Below are 14624 nucleotides of genomic sequence, written 5' to 3'. Positions count from 1 at the left end.
GCGTTGTCGGCACCGCGTGGCACGGTGTGCCCCATGAACCCGTGGATCGCGTTGGTGGGCGGCATCGTTCTCGGTGCCCTGGCGGCCTGGCTCCTCCTCCGGCAGTCGTATGCCGTCCGCGCGGCTTCCGTGGCCACCGAGCGCGACCTGCTGCGCGAGCGGGTCGTCGATCTCGAGGCCTCGCTGGCCGAGGACCTCGAGACCGCCTCGCTGCTCGCTCCCCTGCGCGACGCGCTCGGCCGGGTCGAGCGCCAGGTCGGCGTGCTCGAGCGCGACAGGGTCGAGCAGTTCGGTGCGATCCGTGCGGTCATGGGGCGCGTCGAGTCCGAGGCCCAGCAGCTCGGCCGCCAGACGCAGTCGCTCGCGGGCTCGCTCCGGTCGTCGTCCGTGCGCGGGTCGTGGGGCGAGGTGCAGCTGCGACGCGTCCTGGAGACGTCGGGCATGCTCGCGCGCTGCGACTTCGAGGAGCAGGTGCGCGCCCGGGGTCGTCACGACCGCGAGGTCCGTCCCGACGTCGTCGTGCGGCTGCCCGGCGACCGCTCGCTCGTCATCGACGCCAAGGCGCCCATGGCCGCCTTCCTCGACGCCCAGACCGAGGACCTCGGCGACGACGAGCGCACCGAGCTCCTGCGCGACCACGCCCGAGCGCTGCGCCAGCACGTGCAGACGCTCTCGGCCAAGGACTACTGGGCGGCGTTCGACGCGACGCCCGAGATGGTCGTCTGCTTCGTGCCCAGCGACGCGATGCTCGCCGCCGCCCTCGCGGCCGACCCCGGGCTGCACGAGCGGGCGATGACCGAGCGGGTCGTTCTCGTCGGTCCCGGCGCCCTGCTGGCCCTGCTGCGCACCGTCGCCTTCGGCTGGCAGCAGGACGCGCTGTCGGCGAGCGCACGCGAGCTGCTCGCACTGGGGCAGGAGCTCTACCGCCGCCTCGCCACCCTCGGCACGCACGCCGCCAAGATGGGGCGCTCGCTCCACGCGACGGTCGAGAGCTACAACCAGTTCGTCGGGGCGCTCGAGTCGCGCGTCCTCGTCACGGCGCGGCGGATGCAGGACCTCGAGCTCGTCAGCGACGACCTGCCGGACCTGCCGCCGCTCCAGACCGGGCCGCGGGTGCTCACCGCCGTCGAGCTGCTCGAGGCCGTCTCAGCGCAGGACGCACGACCCGAGCTCCTGCCCGAGGCAGGGACGGCCTCCGACGCCGGCTCGGACTCCCGCGCGGGATAGCGACGTCCCCGCTCACACCGCGACTTCTTGCCCCGTTGCGACACCGACTTCTTGCCCCGTTGCGACAGTCGCGGCAACGCTCGACCGACGTGTCGCAGCGGGGCAAGAAGTGGTTCAGGCGGTCACTGCGCGTACTGCGGGTCGGTCGGCTCGACCCACTGGACGAGCTGGTAGACGACGCCGTTGGGGTCGGTCATCTGGAAGTAGCGCTCACCCCACGGCTCGGTCTCGATGGGCGTGACGACCTCGACGCCGGCGTCGACGAGGCGCGCGTAGTCGGCGTCGATGTCCTCGACCGTGAAGACCACGAGCAGGCCGTCGGCGCGACCCGCGGCCGCTGCCGGCTTGAACGTCGGCAGTTCGGTCCGCAGGTAGATGAGGTTCATGCCGGCGTCCTCGTGCGCCAGCGAGGCGAACCCGTCGGCGGCCATCGCCTCGGTGAAGCCCAGGTGCTCGCGCACCCAGGCGGCGGAGGCCTCGACGTCGGGGACGTTGAGGGAAATGGCGGAGTCGGTGATGCGCAAGGCGCTCTCCTGTCGTGGATGACTGCGTTCGCTTCAGTGTACGCAGTACGGTGTACGACGTACAACGCCTGTGTGCCACGATTGTTCCCGTGACGCCTCCGAGGACCCGCAGCACCGGCGCCGGTGAGCCGAGCCGGACGCTCGCACTGCTCTGGGGCGACCCCTCCGCCCAGCCGCGCAAGGGTCCGGGACGGTCCGTGACCGTGGCGCAGGTCGTCGATGCAGCTCTCTCGCTCGCCGACGAGGAAGGCCTCGGCGCCGTGACGATGCGAGCCGTCGCCCAGCGCGTCGGGGTCTCGGCGATGTCGGTCTACACCTACGTCCCGGGCAAGGCTGAGCTGCTCGACCTCATGGTCGACGCGCTCTACGCGCAGATGCCCCGTCCTGCGTGGGGGCGGTCGCGGTGGCGCAGCCGGCTCACCTCCGTCGCGGAGTCGAACCTCGAGCTGCTCACCACCCACCCGTGGCTCACCGAGGTCGCCGCGCTCAGCCGGCCCCCGCTCGGCCCGGGGGTAATGGCGAAGTACGAGCACGAGCTCTCCGCCCTCGACGGCAGCGGACTCTCCGACGTCGACACCGACGCGGCCCTCACCTACCTGCTCGGTTTCGTGCAGTCCCACGCCCGGTCGGCCCACGACGCCCGACGGGCCACGACCGACACCGCGATGAGCGACGAGCAGTGGTGGGCCGCCAACCAGCCCGTCCTCGAGCGGGCGCTCGACCCGACGGCCTACCCGCGCGCGACCCGCATAGGCGCCGCCGCCGGAGAGGCACACGGCTCCGCCTGGAGCGAGGCCGCCGCATGGACCTTCGGGCTGGCCCGCACCCTCGACGGACTCGCCGCCCTCATCGAGCGTGACTGAGGTCGATGGCGGCGAGGGCGAACGCGCAACGGTGCGCGGCCGGCATACGGCGGGGGGAACACTCCACAGTCCTTGACGGTTCAACTTCTCATGAAGGTTGACATCTGGTCCGACATCGCCTGCCCGTGGTGCTACATCGGCAAGCGCCGCTTCGAGAGCGCCCTCGCTCGGTTCCCGCACCGCGAGTCGGTCGAGGTGACGTGGCACAGCTACCAGCTCGACCCGTCGCTGCCGGAGCACTACGACGGCACCGAGCTGGACTACCTCGCGACGCGCAAGGGCATGCCGCGCGAGCAGGTGCGCCAGATGTTCGACCACGTCGCGGAGGTGGCCGCGGGCGAAGGGCTCGCCTACGACTTCGACTCCCTCGTCGTCGCCAACAGCCTGCTTGGGCACGAGCTCATCCACCTCGCCGCGAGCCATGGCCGCCAGGACGAGGCCAAGGAGGCCCTCCTGTCCGCGCACTTCGAGCACGGCGAGGACATCGGCGACGTCGAGACCCTCGTCCGCCTCGGGACGTCCATCGGGCTCGACGCCGGCGAGGTCCGCTCGGCCCTCGCCGACGGCACCTTCGCCGAGTCCGTCCGGGACGACATCGCACAGGCGCAGCGCTACGGCATCTCGGGCGTCCCCTTCTTCGTCGTCGACGAGAAGTACGGCGTGAGCGGCGCGCAACCCACCGAGCTCTTCACGCAGGTGCTCGACCAGGCCTGGGGCGAGGCTCACCCGCTGACGATGGTGAGCGCCCCCGGCGCCACTGGCGCGGAGGGCGACGCGGCCTGCGGACCGGACGGCTGCCCGGTCTGACGCGCACCCGATCGCGCACCGCAGACGTGCTGAGGGCGCAGCACCCACAGGGGGGCCGCGCCCTCAGCACGTCAACGGACGACCGTCAGTGCAGCGATCCGGCCTCGGCGAACGAGCCGTCGTGGCGCATCTTGTCGGACATGCCCGCGGCCTTGAGGTCACGACGGATCTCGTTGGGGAGCGAGAACATGAGCGACTCCTCGGCCGCCACGACGGGCTTGACGTCCTCGAAGCCGTGACCCACGAGGTAGTCGAGGACTCCGCGCACGAGGATCTCCGGCACGGACGCACCCGAGGTCACCCCGACCGTGCGGACACCCTCGAGCCACGTGTCGTCGATCTCCTCGGCGTAGTCCACGAGGTGGCCGGCCTTCGAGCCGTGCTCGAGCGCTACCTCGACGAGCCGCACCGAGTTCGAAGAGTTGCGCGAGCCGACGACGATCATGAGGTCGCACTCGGGGGCCATGTGCTTCACCGCGAGCTGGCGGTTCTGGGTGGCGTAGCAGATGTCGTCGCTGGGCGGGTCCTGCAGCGCGGGGAACTTCTCGCGCAGCCGACGCACGGTCTCCATCGTCTCGTCGACCGAGAGCGTGGTCTGGGAGAGCCACACGACCTTGTCGGGGTCGCGGACCTCGACGTTGTCGACGTCGTCGGGACCGTCGACGAGGGTGATGTGCTCGGGCGCCTCGCCCGCCGTGCCGACGACCTCCTCGTGACCCTCGTGGCCGATGAGCAGGATGTCGTAGTCGTCGCTGGCGAACCGCACTGCCTCGCGGTGCACCTTGGTGACGAGCGGGCAGGTCGCATCGATCGTCTTGAGCCCGAGCGCCTTGGCCTCCTCGTGGACGACCGGGGCGACGCCGTGCGCCGAGAAGATCACCGTGGCGCCCTCGGGGACCTCGTCGGTCTCCTCGACGAAGATCGCGCCGCGCTTCTCCAGTGTCGTCACGACGTGCTTGTTGTGGACGATCTCCTTGCGCACGTAGACCGGTGCGCCGTAGAGGTCGAGCGCCTTCTCCACCGTGACGACGGCCCGGTCGACCCCGGCGCAGTAGCCGCGGGGCGCGGCGAGGAGCACGCGCTTGGTGGCCTGGTCAGTCGTGGCGGTCATGCTTCCCATCTTACGGGCGCACCTGAACCCCCCCTGTATGCCGTCCGGCGGGAGTACCGTCGATGGACTGGGGTACGACGGGCACAGGAGGAGCCGATGTCGGCACGGACGCGCAGGGATCAGCTGGTTCGACGGGGAGTGGCAGGAGGACTGGCCGGCGCCATTGCGTGCGCGACGCTCTGCGTGCCGGGCACTGCCGCGGCCGGCGGTCTTCGCGCGGCGACGCCGCAGCGCACCGGCCCCGACCGCTGCATCATCGACACGGTCGGTGTGACCCCGACCGGTGACCACCTCTGGCGCTCCTACGACGGCACCCGCGTCCCGACCGCCTGGCCACCGCGCACCTCGATGCGCGACGTCTTCCCCGACGGCGCCGCGCGGCTGCTGTCGCGCACGTCCGTCGACCAGGTCGACGAGCAGTCCTTCGAGACCTACGGCTGGGTCGTCCTCGGCGACGTGCTCCACCACTTCGTCTACGCCGACACCGATGATGCCGTCCTCGAGCCCGGCGACCCGCGTCTCACCCGGATCGGCGGAGGGTGGTCGACGATGCGCGAGATGGAGGTCGCGGAGTACGCCCACCGTGACGTCACCACTCCGCGGACGACCCTCTACGGGCTCAAGGCCGACGGCTCGCTCCACCGGTGGGTCAGGTCGGGCACGACGTGGCGGGGTCACGAGTCCTTCGCGGGGTTCGCGTCGGTGAAGTCGATGACGCTCATCAGCATGACCGCGACCTACGACACCTTCCTCATGAACACGCGCGGCGGCGCGCTCTACACCGTGCGCATCCCCATCGCCTCCCCGATGAGCCCCGTGGTCACCGTCGTCCGCACCGGGACGTGGCAGGGGCTCGAGACCCTCATCGCCGACGTCTGCGGCGGCAACGGGACCGTGCTCGTCGGCGTCGACCACGACACCGGACTGGCCTACCTGTATGCCGTCGGGCACGCGATCGGCACGAGCACGGTCATCCGGGGTCTCGGCCGACTGCCCGGCACGTTCCCGGACAAGGTCAGTGCCCCGGGTGTGCCGTCGCCGCGGTCGGATGTCGAGCCTCCTCCGTTCGGGGAATGAGCGGCGCCCGCGCCAAGGTGAAAAAATCCTCCTTCGGACATGGGCGTCCGGAACCGAGGCACAAGGGGTTGGGGCCATGTCCACACGCACACGACTGGGCCGCCTGGCAGGAGTCGTCGGGGTCGCGTCGGCCGCGGCGGCGCTTCCTCACGCGCACGCCAGCGCGCAGGACGCGAAGCGGTGCTCGATCAGCGTGGGCGTGGTCACGCCGGACGGGAGGCAGGGCAGCGCCACGTTCACCGCGACGCAGCCGGTGACGTCGACGCCACCGCGCTTTGACGCTGGACCCGTCTTCGCGCCGGGTGTCGCCAGGCTCGCCTCGGACGCGATCATCGAACCAGTGGTTCCCGCGGACGCCGAGACGCGAGGAAGCGTCGTCCTCGGCGACTCGCTGTACACCTACGCCTACCGCTACCAGCCCAAGCCGCCGAGTGGCCTCACCTTCACCCGGATCGGCAGTGGCTGGGGCGCCATGAAGGCCCTCTCCATCGTGCAGTACTCACCGCTGAACGCCACCGAGGCGACCTCGCACCACCGCACCTACGCCCTCGCATCCGACGGCACCCTCAACCGTTGGGAGGTCCGTGCGGGTGGCTACGCGGCGAAGGAGTCCGCTCCCGGCTTCTCCTCGGTCAGGGCGATGGCGCACAACAGCCAGACCACGACGTACGACACGTTCCTCGTCACCACCAACGGTGGCGCGCTCTACACGGTGCGGATCCCCCTCGCGAGGCCGATGAAGCCCGTGGTGAAGGTGGTCCGCACGAGCGGGTGGGCCGCCCACGAGTCGCTCGTCGCCGACGGTTGCGGCAGGCAGGGCACCCTCGTCGCCGGGATCGACCGCGACACCGGCACGGTGCGTCTGTATGCCGTGGGGCACGCGACCGGGACGACCACCCCGATCGTCGACCTCGGTGTGGCCCCGACGAAGCTCACCGGTTCCCCGACCTACCTGTCGACCGTCGCCCCGTTCGCCCGGTCACCACTGTTCGGCGAGTGAGGCCGACCTTGGCCGCCGCGTCGTCGTGACGGTGGCGCGTCGAGGCTCGCGGTGTCCGTCGGGCAGTGTTGACTGAGCGGCATGTCCCTCCCGGAGCGTGCGGCCGACACGACGGCCGAGTCGCCGTGGCCGGTGCGCCTGCTCTCGATGAAGATCGCCGACTACGTCGAGAAGATGTCGGTGGTCTGGGTCGAGGGGCAGGTGGTCCAGCTCAACCGCCGCCCGGGAGCCCGCACCGCCTACCTCACCCTGCGCGACGCGGACGTCGACATGTCGCTGTCGGTCTCGATCCACGTCAACGCCCTCGACGCCATGGCGGCGCCGGTCAGCGAGGGACTCAGGGTCGTCGTGCAGGCCAAGCCGTCGTTCTGGACCCAGCGAGGGACCCTGACGATGGACGGCCGCCAGATCCGCCCGGTCGGCGTGGGCGAGCTGCTCGCTCGGATCGAGTACCTCAAGCGCAACCTCGCGAGCGAGGGCCTCTTCGACGTCGACCGCAAGCGACCGCTGCCCTTCCTGCCGCGACGCATCGGGCTCATCTGCGGCCGGGCGAGCGCGGCGGAGAAGGACGTCGTCGAGAACACCCGACGCCGCTGGCCGACAGCCCGCTTCGAGATCCGGCAGGTGGCGGTGCAGGGCTCCACCGCGGTCACGGAGGTGACCCAGGCGCTCGGCGAGCTGGACGGCATACCGGACGTCGACGTCATCGTCATCGCACGTGGCGGCGGAGGGGTCGAGGACCTCCTCCCCTTCAGCAACGAGGCCATGCTGCGCGCCGTCGCCGCGGCGCGGACCCCGGTCGTCAGCGCCATCGGGCACGACGTCGACACCCCGCTCCTCGACCTCGTCGCCGACCACCGGGCCTCGACCCCGACCGACGCCGCCAAGGCGATCGTCCCCGACGCCGAGCGCGAGCACCACGCCGTCGACGCGGCGCGGTCCCGGGCCCGTCGCGCGCTCGCGTCCCGGCTGCACCACGAGCGGCGCCGGCTCGTCGAGCTGCGCTCACGCCCCGTGCTCGCCGACCCCGGTGCGTTCGTCCGGGTGCAGCGGGACGTGGTCTCAGCACTCCGCTCGCGCGCCCACCACCGCGTGGAGGCACAGGTGCACCGCCACCAGGACCACATCGGGCACCTCCGGGCCCAGGTGCGCACGCTCTCGCCGCAGTCGACCCTCGACCGGGGCTATGCGATCGTCCAACGGGTCGACGGCGCGGTCGTCCACGACCCCGCCGAGCTCGAGGTCGACGAGCTGCTCCACGTCACCGTGGCTCGGGGCGACTTCGGCGTCCGGACCGAGGGTTAGGGTGCACGTCATGGCCAAGGACACCCCGCAGCCCGAGTCGGACGAGACCGTTGTCGCCGCACCCGAGGTCGACGAGGCCAACGCCGACGTCGCCGAGATGAGCTACGAGGCCGCCCGCGACGAGCTCGTCGACATCGTCGCCCGGCTCGAGAACGGCCAGGTCGGGCTCGAGGACAGCATGGGCCTGTGGCAGCGCGGCGAGGTGCTGGCCGCCCACTGCGCGCAGTGGCTCGACGAGGCCGAGGCCAAGCTCAGCGAGTGACGGCGTGGCTCACGTGACCGGGCCCAGGTGCTCGGCGACGAACGCGAGCTCCTCGAAGGTGCCGGTCCCGGTGAGCAGCGTCGTGAGCTCGCCCGAGCCGGTGCGGCGGTCGACCAGGCTGTTCTGCACCTTGCCGCCCCGCTCGTACTTGACCCACGTGGTCCCGGCGGCCTCGAGCTCGCCGACGCGTCGTGCCCGGTTCGTCTGGGCCTCGACCCACGCCCGGGTCGCGTCCCGCGTCTGCTCGACGGCGACGTAGTTGCCCGACGGCGCCTGGTAGCCCGCGTGCCACGTCATGAGCCCGTCGGTGCCACGGACGTAGCGGGCGCTCGTCGTCTTCCAGTCCTTCGGCAGGTCGACCGCCTCCGAGATAGGCCAGCCGCTCTGCTCCGCCACGTCGACCGCGGTCGCGTGCACGTCGACGACGGGTCCACCGATGCTGTTGACCCGCGGGGTCATGAACCAGATGAGGCCCATGAGCGCCCCGATGACGAGCAGGGACCGCACCATGTTGGGGACGGATCCCGAGGAGTAGTGGCTCTTCGCCGGCGTCTGGCTCACCCCTCCATGGTCGCCGATGACCGCACGATTCCCCATATCGGGTCGGCGATAGAGTCGGGCCACCGCTCCCCGGCCGCCGCTGACCGGCTGCCGCGCCACGTCACGAAGGACAGGTTCCTCATGCCCGACGCCCCCTCCGCGAACGTCCCCGACCGCAACCTCGCGCTCGAGCTCGTCCGGGTCACCGAGGCCGCCGCGATGGCAGGCGGGCGATGGGTCGGACGAGGTGACAAGAACCGCGCGGACGGCGCCGCCGTCGAGGCGATGCGTGCCCTCATCTCCACCGTCGAGATGCGCGGGACCGTCGTCATCGGCGAGGGCGAGAAGGACAACGCGCCCATGCTCTTCAACGGCGAGCAGGTCGGCAACGGCGCGGGCCCCGAGGTCGACGTCGCGGTCGACCCGATCGACGGCACGACCCTCACCGCCAAGGGCATGCCCAACGCCATCGCCGTCATGGCCGTGAGCGACCGGGGCTCGATGTACGACCCGAGCGCCGTCTTCTACATGGACAAGCTCGTCGCCGGTCCCGAGGTCGCGGACGTCGTCGACATCCGCCTGCCTGCGGCCGAGAACGTCCGCCGCATCGCCAAGGTCAAGAAGGAGCGCCCAGAGGACGTCACCGTCGTCATGCTCGACCGCCCCCGCCACGAGGCCCTCGCCCGCGAGGTGCGCGACACCGGCGCCCGGATCAAGCTCATCTCCGACGGCGACGTCGCGGGCGCCATCTCGGCTGCGCGCGAGACCACCGGCATCGACCTGCTGCTCGGCATCGGCGGCACTCCCGAGGGCATCATCACCGCCTGCGCCATCAAGTGCCTCGGTGGCGTCATCCAGGGCCGGCTCTGGCCGCAGGACGACGACGAGCGCCAGAAGGCGATCGATGCCGGCCACGACCTCGACAAGGTCCTCACCACCGACGACCTCGTCACCTCCGACAACTGCTTCTTCGTCGGCACGGGCATCACCGACGGCGAGCTGCTGCAGGGCGTGCGCTACTCCCGGGGCCGCGCCACGACGAACTCGATCGTCATGCGGAGCAAGTCCGGCACCGTCCGCGTCATCGAGAGCCACCACGTGCTCGACCGGACCGCGGGCCTCCCCCGGAGCGAGGGCTGACATGACCACCGACGCCGCGCCCAGCACCCCGGTCCTCGTCGTCGGCGAGACCCTCGTCGACATCGTCCACACCCCCGACGGGGCCGTGACCGAGCACGTCGGCGGCTCCCCCGCCAACGTCGCCATGGGCATCGCCCGCCTCGGGCACGAGACGGTCCTCGCGACGACGCTCGGCGACGACGGCCACGGCCGGCGCTGCCGCGAGCAGATCACCGACCACGGCGTCACCATCGAGAACCTCGACGCCGGCGGTCACGGGACCTCCACCGCTAAGGCCACCCTCGACGACTCCGGCGCGGCGGAGTACGACTTCGACCTGCACTGGGAGCTGCGCCCGGTCGACGACCTCGCGCGCTTCGGCCACGTCCACACGGGGTCGATCGCGGCCACCCTGCTGCCCGGCGCCGAGGTCATCACCCGCACCCTCACCGACGCCCGCGCGCACGCGACGATCTCCTACGACCCCAACGTCCGGCCGACGATCATGGGCACCGTCGACGAGGTCCGCGTGCGGATCGAGGAGCTCATCACCGTGAGCGACGTCGTCAAGGCGAGCGCCGACGACGTCGAGTGGCTGTATGCCGGCCGCTCCCTTCCCGAGGTCATGGCCGCGTGGGGCGGGCTGGGTCCCGGCCTCGTCGTCGTCACCCGTGGCGGCGACGGCGTCACCTACCGCGTGAGCTCGACCGGCGAGGTCGGCGACGCACCGGCACGGGTCGACAGGGTCGCCGACACCGTCGGCGCCGGCGACTCGTTCATGGCCGGACTCGTCTCCGGGCTCCTCGACGCCGGGCTGCTCGGCGACGCCGCCGCCCGCGACCGACTGCGCGCGGCGACCCTCGACGCCGTCACCCCCGCCGTCGAGCGAGCGCTCGGCACGAGCGCCGTCACGGTCGGCCGCTCCGGCGCCTACGCCCCCACCCGTGAGGAGATCTGAAGGACACCATGGCTGACTTCGCCTACGAGGACCTGCTGCCGGTCGGCGCCGACGACACGGCATACCGGCTGCTCACGACGGACGGCGTCGAGGTCGTCGACGGACCCGGCGGGCGCAGGTTCCTCCACGTCGCGCCGGAGGCGCTGCGCCTGCTCAGCCAGACCGCGATGCACGACATCGCGCACTACCTGCGCCCGGCGCACCTCCAGCAGCTCCGCAACATCCTCGACGACCCCGAGGCGAGCAACAACGACAAGTTCGTCGCGCTCGACCTGCTCAAGAACGCCAACATCGCCGCGGGCGGTGTCCTGCCGATGTGCCAGGACACCGGCACGGCCATCGTCATGGGCAAGCGCGGGCAACACGTCCTCACCGAAGGCACCGACGAGCGCGCCCTCTCGCGCGGCATCTACGACGCCTACACGACCCTCAACCTGCGCTACTCGCAAATGGCACCCGTGACGACGTGGGAGGAGAAGAACACCGGCTCCAACCTTCCCGCGCAGATCGAGCTCTACGCCGACACCGCGGAGGGGCACGAGACGGCATACAAGTTCCTCTTCATGGCCAAGGGCGGCGGCAGCGCCAACAAGTCCTTCCTCTTCCAGGAGACCAAGGCGGTGCTCAACGAGGCGGCGATGATGCGCTTCCTCGACGAGAAGCTCCGGGGGCTGGGCACGGCGGCCTGCCCGCCCTACCACCTCGCCATCGTCATCGGCGGCACGAGCGCCGAGTTCGCCCTCAAGACAGCGAAGTACGCGAGCGCGAAGTATCTCGACAGCCTCCCGACGAGTGGCGACCCGGCGACCGGCCACGGCTTCCGCGACGTCGAGCTCGAGGGGCAGGTGCTCGAGCTCACGCGCGAGTTCGGCATCGGCGCCCAGTTCGGCGGCAAGTACTTCTGCCACGACGTACGCGTCGTGCGCCTCCCCCGCCACGGCGCCTCGCTGCCCGTCGCGATCGCGGTGTCGTGCTCCGCCGACCGCCAGGTGCTCGGCAAGATCACGCCGGAGGGCGTCTTCATCGAGCAGCTGGAGACCGACCCGGCCCGCTTCCTGCCCGACAACACCCACGAGGGGCTCGCCGAGCACGACGACGAGGCCACCGGGGCCGGGTCCACGGGACAGGGTGCAGTCGTCGAGATCGACCTCAACCGGCCGATGGACGAGATCCTCGCCGAGCTGACGACGCACCCCGTCAAGACCCGGCTCTCGCTCACCGGACCGCTCGTCGTCGCCCGGGACATCGCTCACGCCAAGATCAAGGAGCGCCTCGACGCCGGCGAGGAGATGCCCGCCTACCTGCGCGACCATCCCGTCTACTACGCCGGCCCCGCCAAGACCCCTGCGGGCATGCCGTCCGGCTCGTTCGGACCGACGACCGCCGGCCGGATGGACTCCTACGTCGAGCAGTTCCAGGCGGCCGGCGGCTCGAAGGTCATGCTCGCCAAGGGCAACCGGAGCAAGCAGGTCACCGACGCCTGCGCGTCCCACGGAGGCTTCTACCTCGGCTCGATCGGGGGCCCCGCCGCCCGCCTCGCGCAGGACTGCATCAAGAGCGTCGAGGTCCTCGAGTACCCCGAGCTCGGCATGGAGGCGATCTGGAAGATCGAGGTCGAGGACTTCCCCGCCTTCATCGTCGTCGACGACAAGGGCAACGACTTCTTCGCGTCCGTCACCAAGCCGCTGGCCATGACCATTCCCAAGAGAGCAGGACTGCTGTGAGCGAGAACCCCACTGCGACAGGCGAGTTCGACGACCTCCTCGAGGCGAACCGCACCTTCGCGCAGACCTTCGACCTCGGTGGCTTCGATGGTGTCGCCCACGCCGGCATCGCGATCGTCACGTGCATGGACTCGCGCATCGCCCCCCTCGGCATGCTTGGCCTCTCCCCCGGCGACGCCAAGATCTTCCGCAACCCGGGCGGCCGCGTCACCTCCGCCGCGCTCGAGGCGCTCGTCCTCGGCGTGCACCTGCTCAACGTGCAGCGCATCCTCGTCGTCCCGCACACCCGGTGCGCGATGACGAAGTACTCCGAGGTCGAGCTGCGCGAGGTCATCGGCGAGAAGGCCGGCACCGACGCGTCGTGGGTCGGCTTCCACGTCGTCCCCGACCAGGAGGCCGCGCTCAAGGCCGACGTCATGGCCGTGCGCTCGCACCCGCTCATCCCCGACACCGTCGCCGTAGGCGGCTTCCTCTACGACGTCGACAGCGGCCTGCTCGAGCAGCGCATCTGACCTCGACCCAATGCGCGTTCGGCCCGTGAGGAGCGCAGCGACGAACGGGCCGAACGCGCAATGAGTCGGACAAGAAGGGGGTATGCCGTGCCGTCACCTCGCGTGACCGGGCTCACCGTGCATCCGCTCAAGAGCGGGGCGATCCGTCCTGTCCGGACCGCCACCGTCGAGCGCGCGGGGTTCGTGGGTGACCGTCGCTGGATGGTCGTCGACGTTGACGCGCGGCTCGTCTCGGCGCGTGAGGTCCACCGGCTCTTCTCGGTCGTCGCCGACACCCCGGAGACGTCGTCCGACGTCGGGGCCGGCCTGCGCCTGCGCGCGCCCGGCCGACCCGACCTGCACCTCGACGACAAGGGCGGGTCCGAGGTCGTGCCGGTCCGGCTGCACCGCCACGACCTCACCGGCGCCCTCGTCTCCCCCGAGGCCGACGCGTGGCTCAGCGAGGCCGTCGGGCAGCCGGGCCTGCGCCTCGTGCGGTGCGTCGACCCCACGGCCCGGGCGCTCAACCCGGCCTACAGCCGGGACGGCGACCACACGGCATACGCGGACGGATATCCGGTGACGCTCGCGAGCCGCAGTTCGCTCGACCGGCTCAACGACTGGATCGCCGAGACCGCGGTCGAGCGGGGCGAGGAGCTCCCCGAGCCGCTGCCCATGGAGCGGTTCCGGCCCAACGTCGTCATCGGGGGCGACCTCGAGCCGTTCGTCGAGGACTCGTGGAGAAGAGTGCGGCTCGGTGAGGTGACGTTCCGCGTCGCGAAGCCGGTCGACCGCTGCGTCATGACGACGATCGACCTCGACTCGCTCGAGACCGGCAAGGAGCCGATCCGCACCCTCGCCCGGCACCGTCGCTGGGACGGCGCGACGTGGTTCGCCGTGCAGCTCATCCCCGACGGCACGGGCGTGGTCCGCGTCGGGGACGAGGTCGTCCCCGACTGATGGTCAGACCAGGGAGTCGAGCGCCTCGGCGATGGGGGTGTCGCCGTTGTTGAAGCGGATCGTGCGGCCTGCCAGCTCGGGGTGCTCGACGACGTGTGCGATGACCGCGGCGACGTCGTCGCGGGTCACCTCACCGCTCTCTTCCGCATCCACGTCGACCTGCCCGGTTCCCGGCTCGTCCGTGAGCGTGCTCGGCCCGAGGACGACCCACCGCAGGTCCGAGCCGCGCAGGTGCTCGTCGGCCGCCGCCTTGGCCTCGGCGTACGCAAAGAACGGGTTGTCCTGCGGCACACCGTGATCCGACCCGGCCCCGAAGTAGGAGACCATGACGTAGAGCGGGTCCGCGAGGGTCGCTGCCGCGTCCATAGAGCGCACTGCGGCCTCGTGGTCGACCGCCCGGGTCCGCTCCGGTGAGCCGCCACCGGCGCCGGCCGACCAGACGACCACGTCCGCGCCCGCGAGCGCCCGCGCCATCTGCTCGGTCGACATGCTCTCGGCGTCGTGGACCGCCGCGGTGGCGCCGGTCGCCTCGACGTCGGGGACGTGGTCGGGGTTGCGCACCCACGACGTCACGTCGTGGCCGGCGTCGGCGAGGAGGCGGGAGGCCCGCAGGGCGACCTTGCCGTGCCCACCGATGATCGTCACGGCGGCCACTG

16 protein-coding genes are annotated in these 14624 nt (G+C 71.3%); 12 read left to right on the top strand and 4 right to left on the bottom strand.

Annotated elements, in window-relative coordinates; translation table 11 throughout:
- The first annotated feature begins 33 nt into the window (after positions 1–33).
- Complete coding sequence (locus tag N798_RS06150) at positions 34–1227, top strand: DNA recombination protein RmuC (RefSeq protein ID WP_035947050.1); 1194 nt, start codon at positions 34–36, stop codon at positions 1225–1227.
- Between the two features lie 122 nt (positions 1228–1349).
- Here the strand turns inward: N798_RS06150 and N798_RS06145 are convergent, their stop codons facing one another.
- Positions 1350–1751 (bottom strand): VOC family protein, encoded by a 402-nt coding sequence (locus N798_RS06145; RefSeq protein WP_035947048.1) that lies wholly within the window; start codon positions 1749–1751, stop codon positions 1350–1352.
- Between the two features lie 89 nt (positions 1752–1840).
- Between N798_RS06145 and N798_RS06140 the strand changes: the two genes are divergently transcribed.
- Positions 1841–2614 (top strand): TetR/AcrR family transcriptional regulator, encoded by a 774-nt coding sequence (locus N798_RS06140; RefSeq protein WP_035947047.1) that lies wholly within the window; start codon positions 1841–1843, stop codon positions 2612–2614.
- 90 nt (positions 2615–2704) lie between these two features.
- Positions 2705–3421 (top strand): DsbA family oxidoreductase, encoded by a 717-nt coding sequence (locus tag N798_RS06135; protein WP_035947045.1) that lies wholly within the window; start codon positions 2705–2707, stop codon positions 3419–3421.
- Positions 3422–3506: 85 nt separating this feature from the next.
- Here N798_RS06135 and N798_RS06130 read toward each other — a convergent pair whose 3' ends face one another.
- Positions 3507–4532 carry a 4-hydroxy-3-methylbut-2-enyl diphosphate reductase gene (locus N798_RS06130; protein WP_035947044.1) on the bottom strand — a complete coding sequence of 342 codons (1026 nt, stop codon included), beginning with the start codon at positions 4530–4532 and terminating at the stop codon, positions 3507–3509.
- Positions 4533–4715: 183 nt separating this feature from the next.
- On the opposite strand from N798_RS06130, the gene N798_RS06125 reads away from it, so the two are divergent.
- The 4 genes from N798_RS06125 to N798_RS06110 all read left to right on the top strand — a co-directional run bounded on the left by N798_RS06125 (position 4716) and on the right by N798_RS06110 (position 8176).
- Positions 4716–5609: a hypothetical protein gene (locus N798_RS06125; protein WP_035947042.1), complete on the top strand. Its 894-nt coding sequence runs from the start codon at positions 4716–4718 to the stop codon at positions 5607–5609.
- A gap of 76 nt (positions 5610–5685) precedes the next feature.
- Positions 5686–6609: a hypothetical protein gene (locus N798_RS06120; RefSeq protein WP_156971636.1), complete on the top strand. Its 924-nt coding sequence runs from the start codon at positions 5686–5688 to the stop codon at positions 6607–6609.
- 81 nt (positions 6610–6690) lie between these two features.
- Positions 6691–7914: an exodeoxyribonuclease VII large subunit gene (gene xseA, locus N798_RS06115; RefSeq protein ID WP_035947039.1), complete on the top strand. Its 1224-nt coding sequence runs from the start codon at positions 6691–6693 to the stop codon at positions 7912–7914.
- A gap of 10 nt (positions 7915–7924) precedes the next feature.
- Positions 7925–8176, top strand: a complete 252-nt coding sequence (locus tag N798_RS06110; RefSeq protein ID WP_035947172.1) for an exodeoxyribonuclease VII small subunit — start codon at positions 7925–7927, stop codon at positions 8174–8176.
- Positions 8177–8185: 9 nt separating this feature from the next.
- On the opposite strand, the gene N798_RS06105 is transcribed toward N798_RS06110, so the two are convergent.
- Positions 8186–8737, bottom strand: a complete 552-nt coding sequence (locus N798_RS06105; RefSeq protein WP_035947037.1) for a DUF4245 domain-containing protein — start codon at positions 8735–8737, stop codon at positions 8186–8188.
- Between the two features lie 120 nt (positions 8738–8857).
- Between N798_RS06105 and glpX the strand changes: the two genes are divergently transcribed.
- The 5 genes from glpX (at position 8858) to N798_RS06080 (ending at position 13968) form a co-directional block, all read left to right on the top strand.
- A complete protein-coding gene (gene glpX, locus N798_RS06100; protein WP_035947035.1) occupies positions 8858–9856 on the top strand; it encodes a class II fructose-bisphosphatase in 999 nt (332 codons plus the stop codon).
- 1 nt (position 9857) lies between these two features.
- A complete protein-coding gene (locus N798_RS06095) occupies positions 9858–10793 on the top strand; it encodes a PfkB family carbohydrate kinase (protein ID WP_035947033.1) in 936 nt (311 codons plus the stop codon).
- An 8-nt stretch (positions 10794–10801) separates the two neighbouring features.
- Positions 10802–12517, top strand: coding sequence for a fumarate hydratase (locus N798_RS06090; RefSeq protein ID WP_035947031.1), 1716 nt, complete (start codon positions 10802–10804; stop codon positions 12515–12517).
- Positions 12514–13029, top strand: coding sequence for a beta-class carbonic anhydrase (locus tag N798_RS06085; protein WP_035947029.1), 516 nt, complete (start codon positions 12514–12516; stop codon positions 13027–13029). The genes N798_RS06090 and N798_RS06085 overlap by 4 nt, the downstream gene beginning before the upstream one ends.
- Positions 13030–13116: 87 nt before the next feature.
- The gene (locus N798_RS06080) at positions 13117–13968 is read left to right on the top strand and encodes an MOSC domain-containing protein (protein WP_035947028.1); all 852 of its coding nucleotides are present in this window, start codon (positions 13117–13119) and stop codon (positions 13966–13968) included.
- A gap of 3 nt (positions 13969–13971) precedes the next feature.
- On the opposite strand, the gene N798_RS06075 is transcribed toward N798_RS06080, so the two are convergent.
- Positions 13972–14622: an NAD(P)H-binding protein gene (locus N798_RS06075; protein ID WP_035947027.1), complete on the bottom strand. Its 651-nt coding sequence runs from the start codon at positions 14620–14622 to the stop codon at positions 13972–13974.
- Positions 14623–14624: the final 2 nt, after the last annotated feature.

The sequence above is a fragment of the Knoellia flava TL1 genome, assembly GCF_000768675.1.
In the GTDB taxonomy this organism is placed as follows: Bacteria; Actinomycetota; Actinomycetes; order Actinomycetales; family Dermatophilaceae; genus Knoellia; species Knoellia flava.
This window is presented reverse-complemented; position numbering and strand designations above follow the sequence as displayed.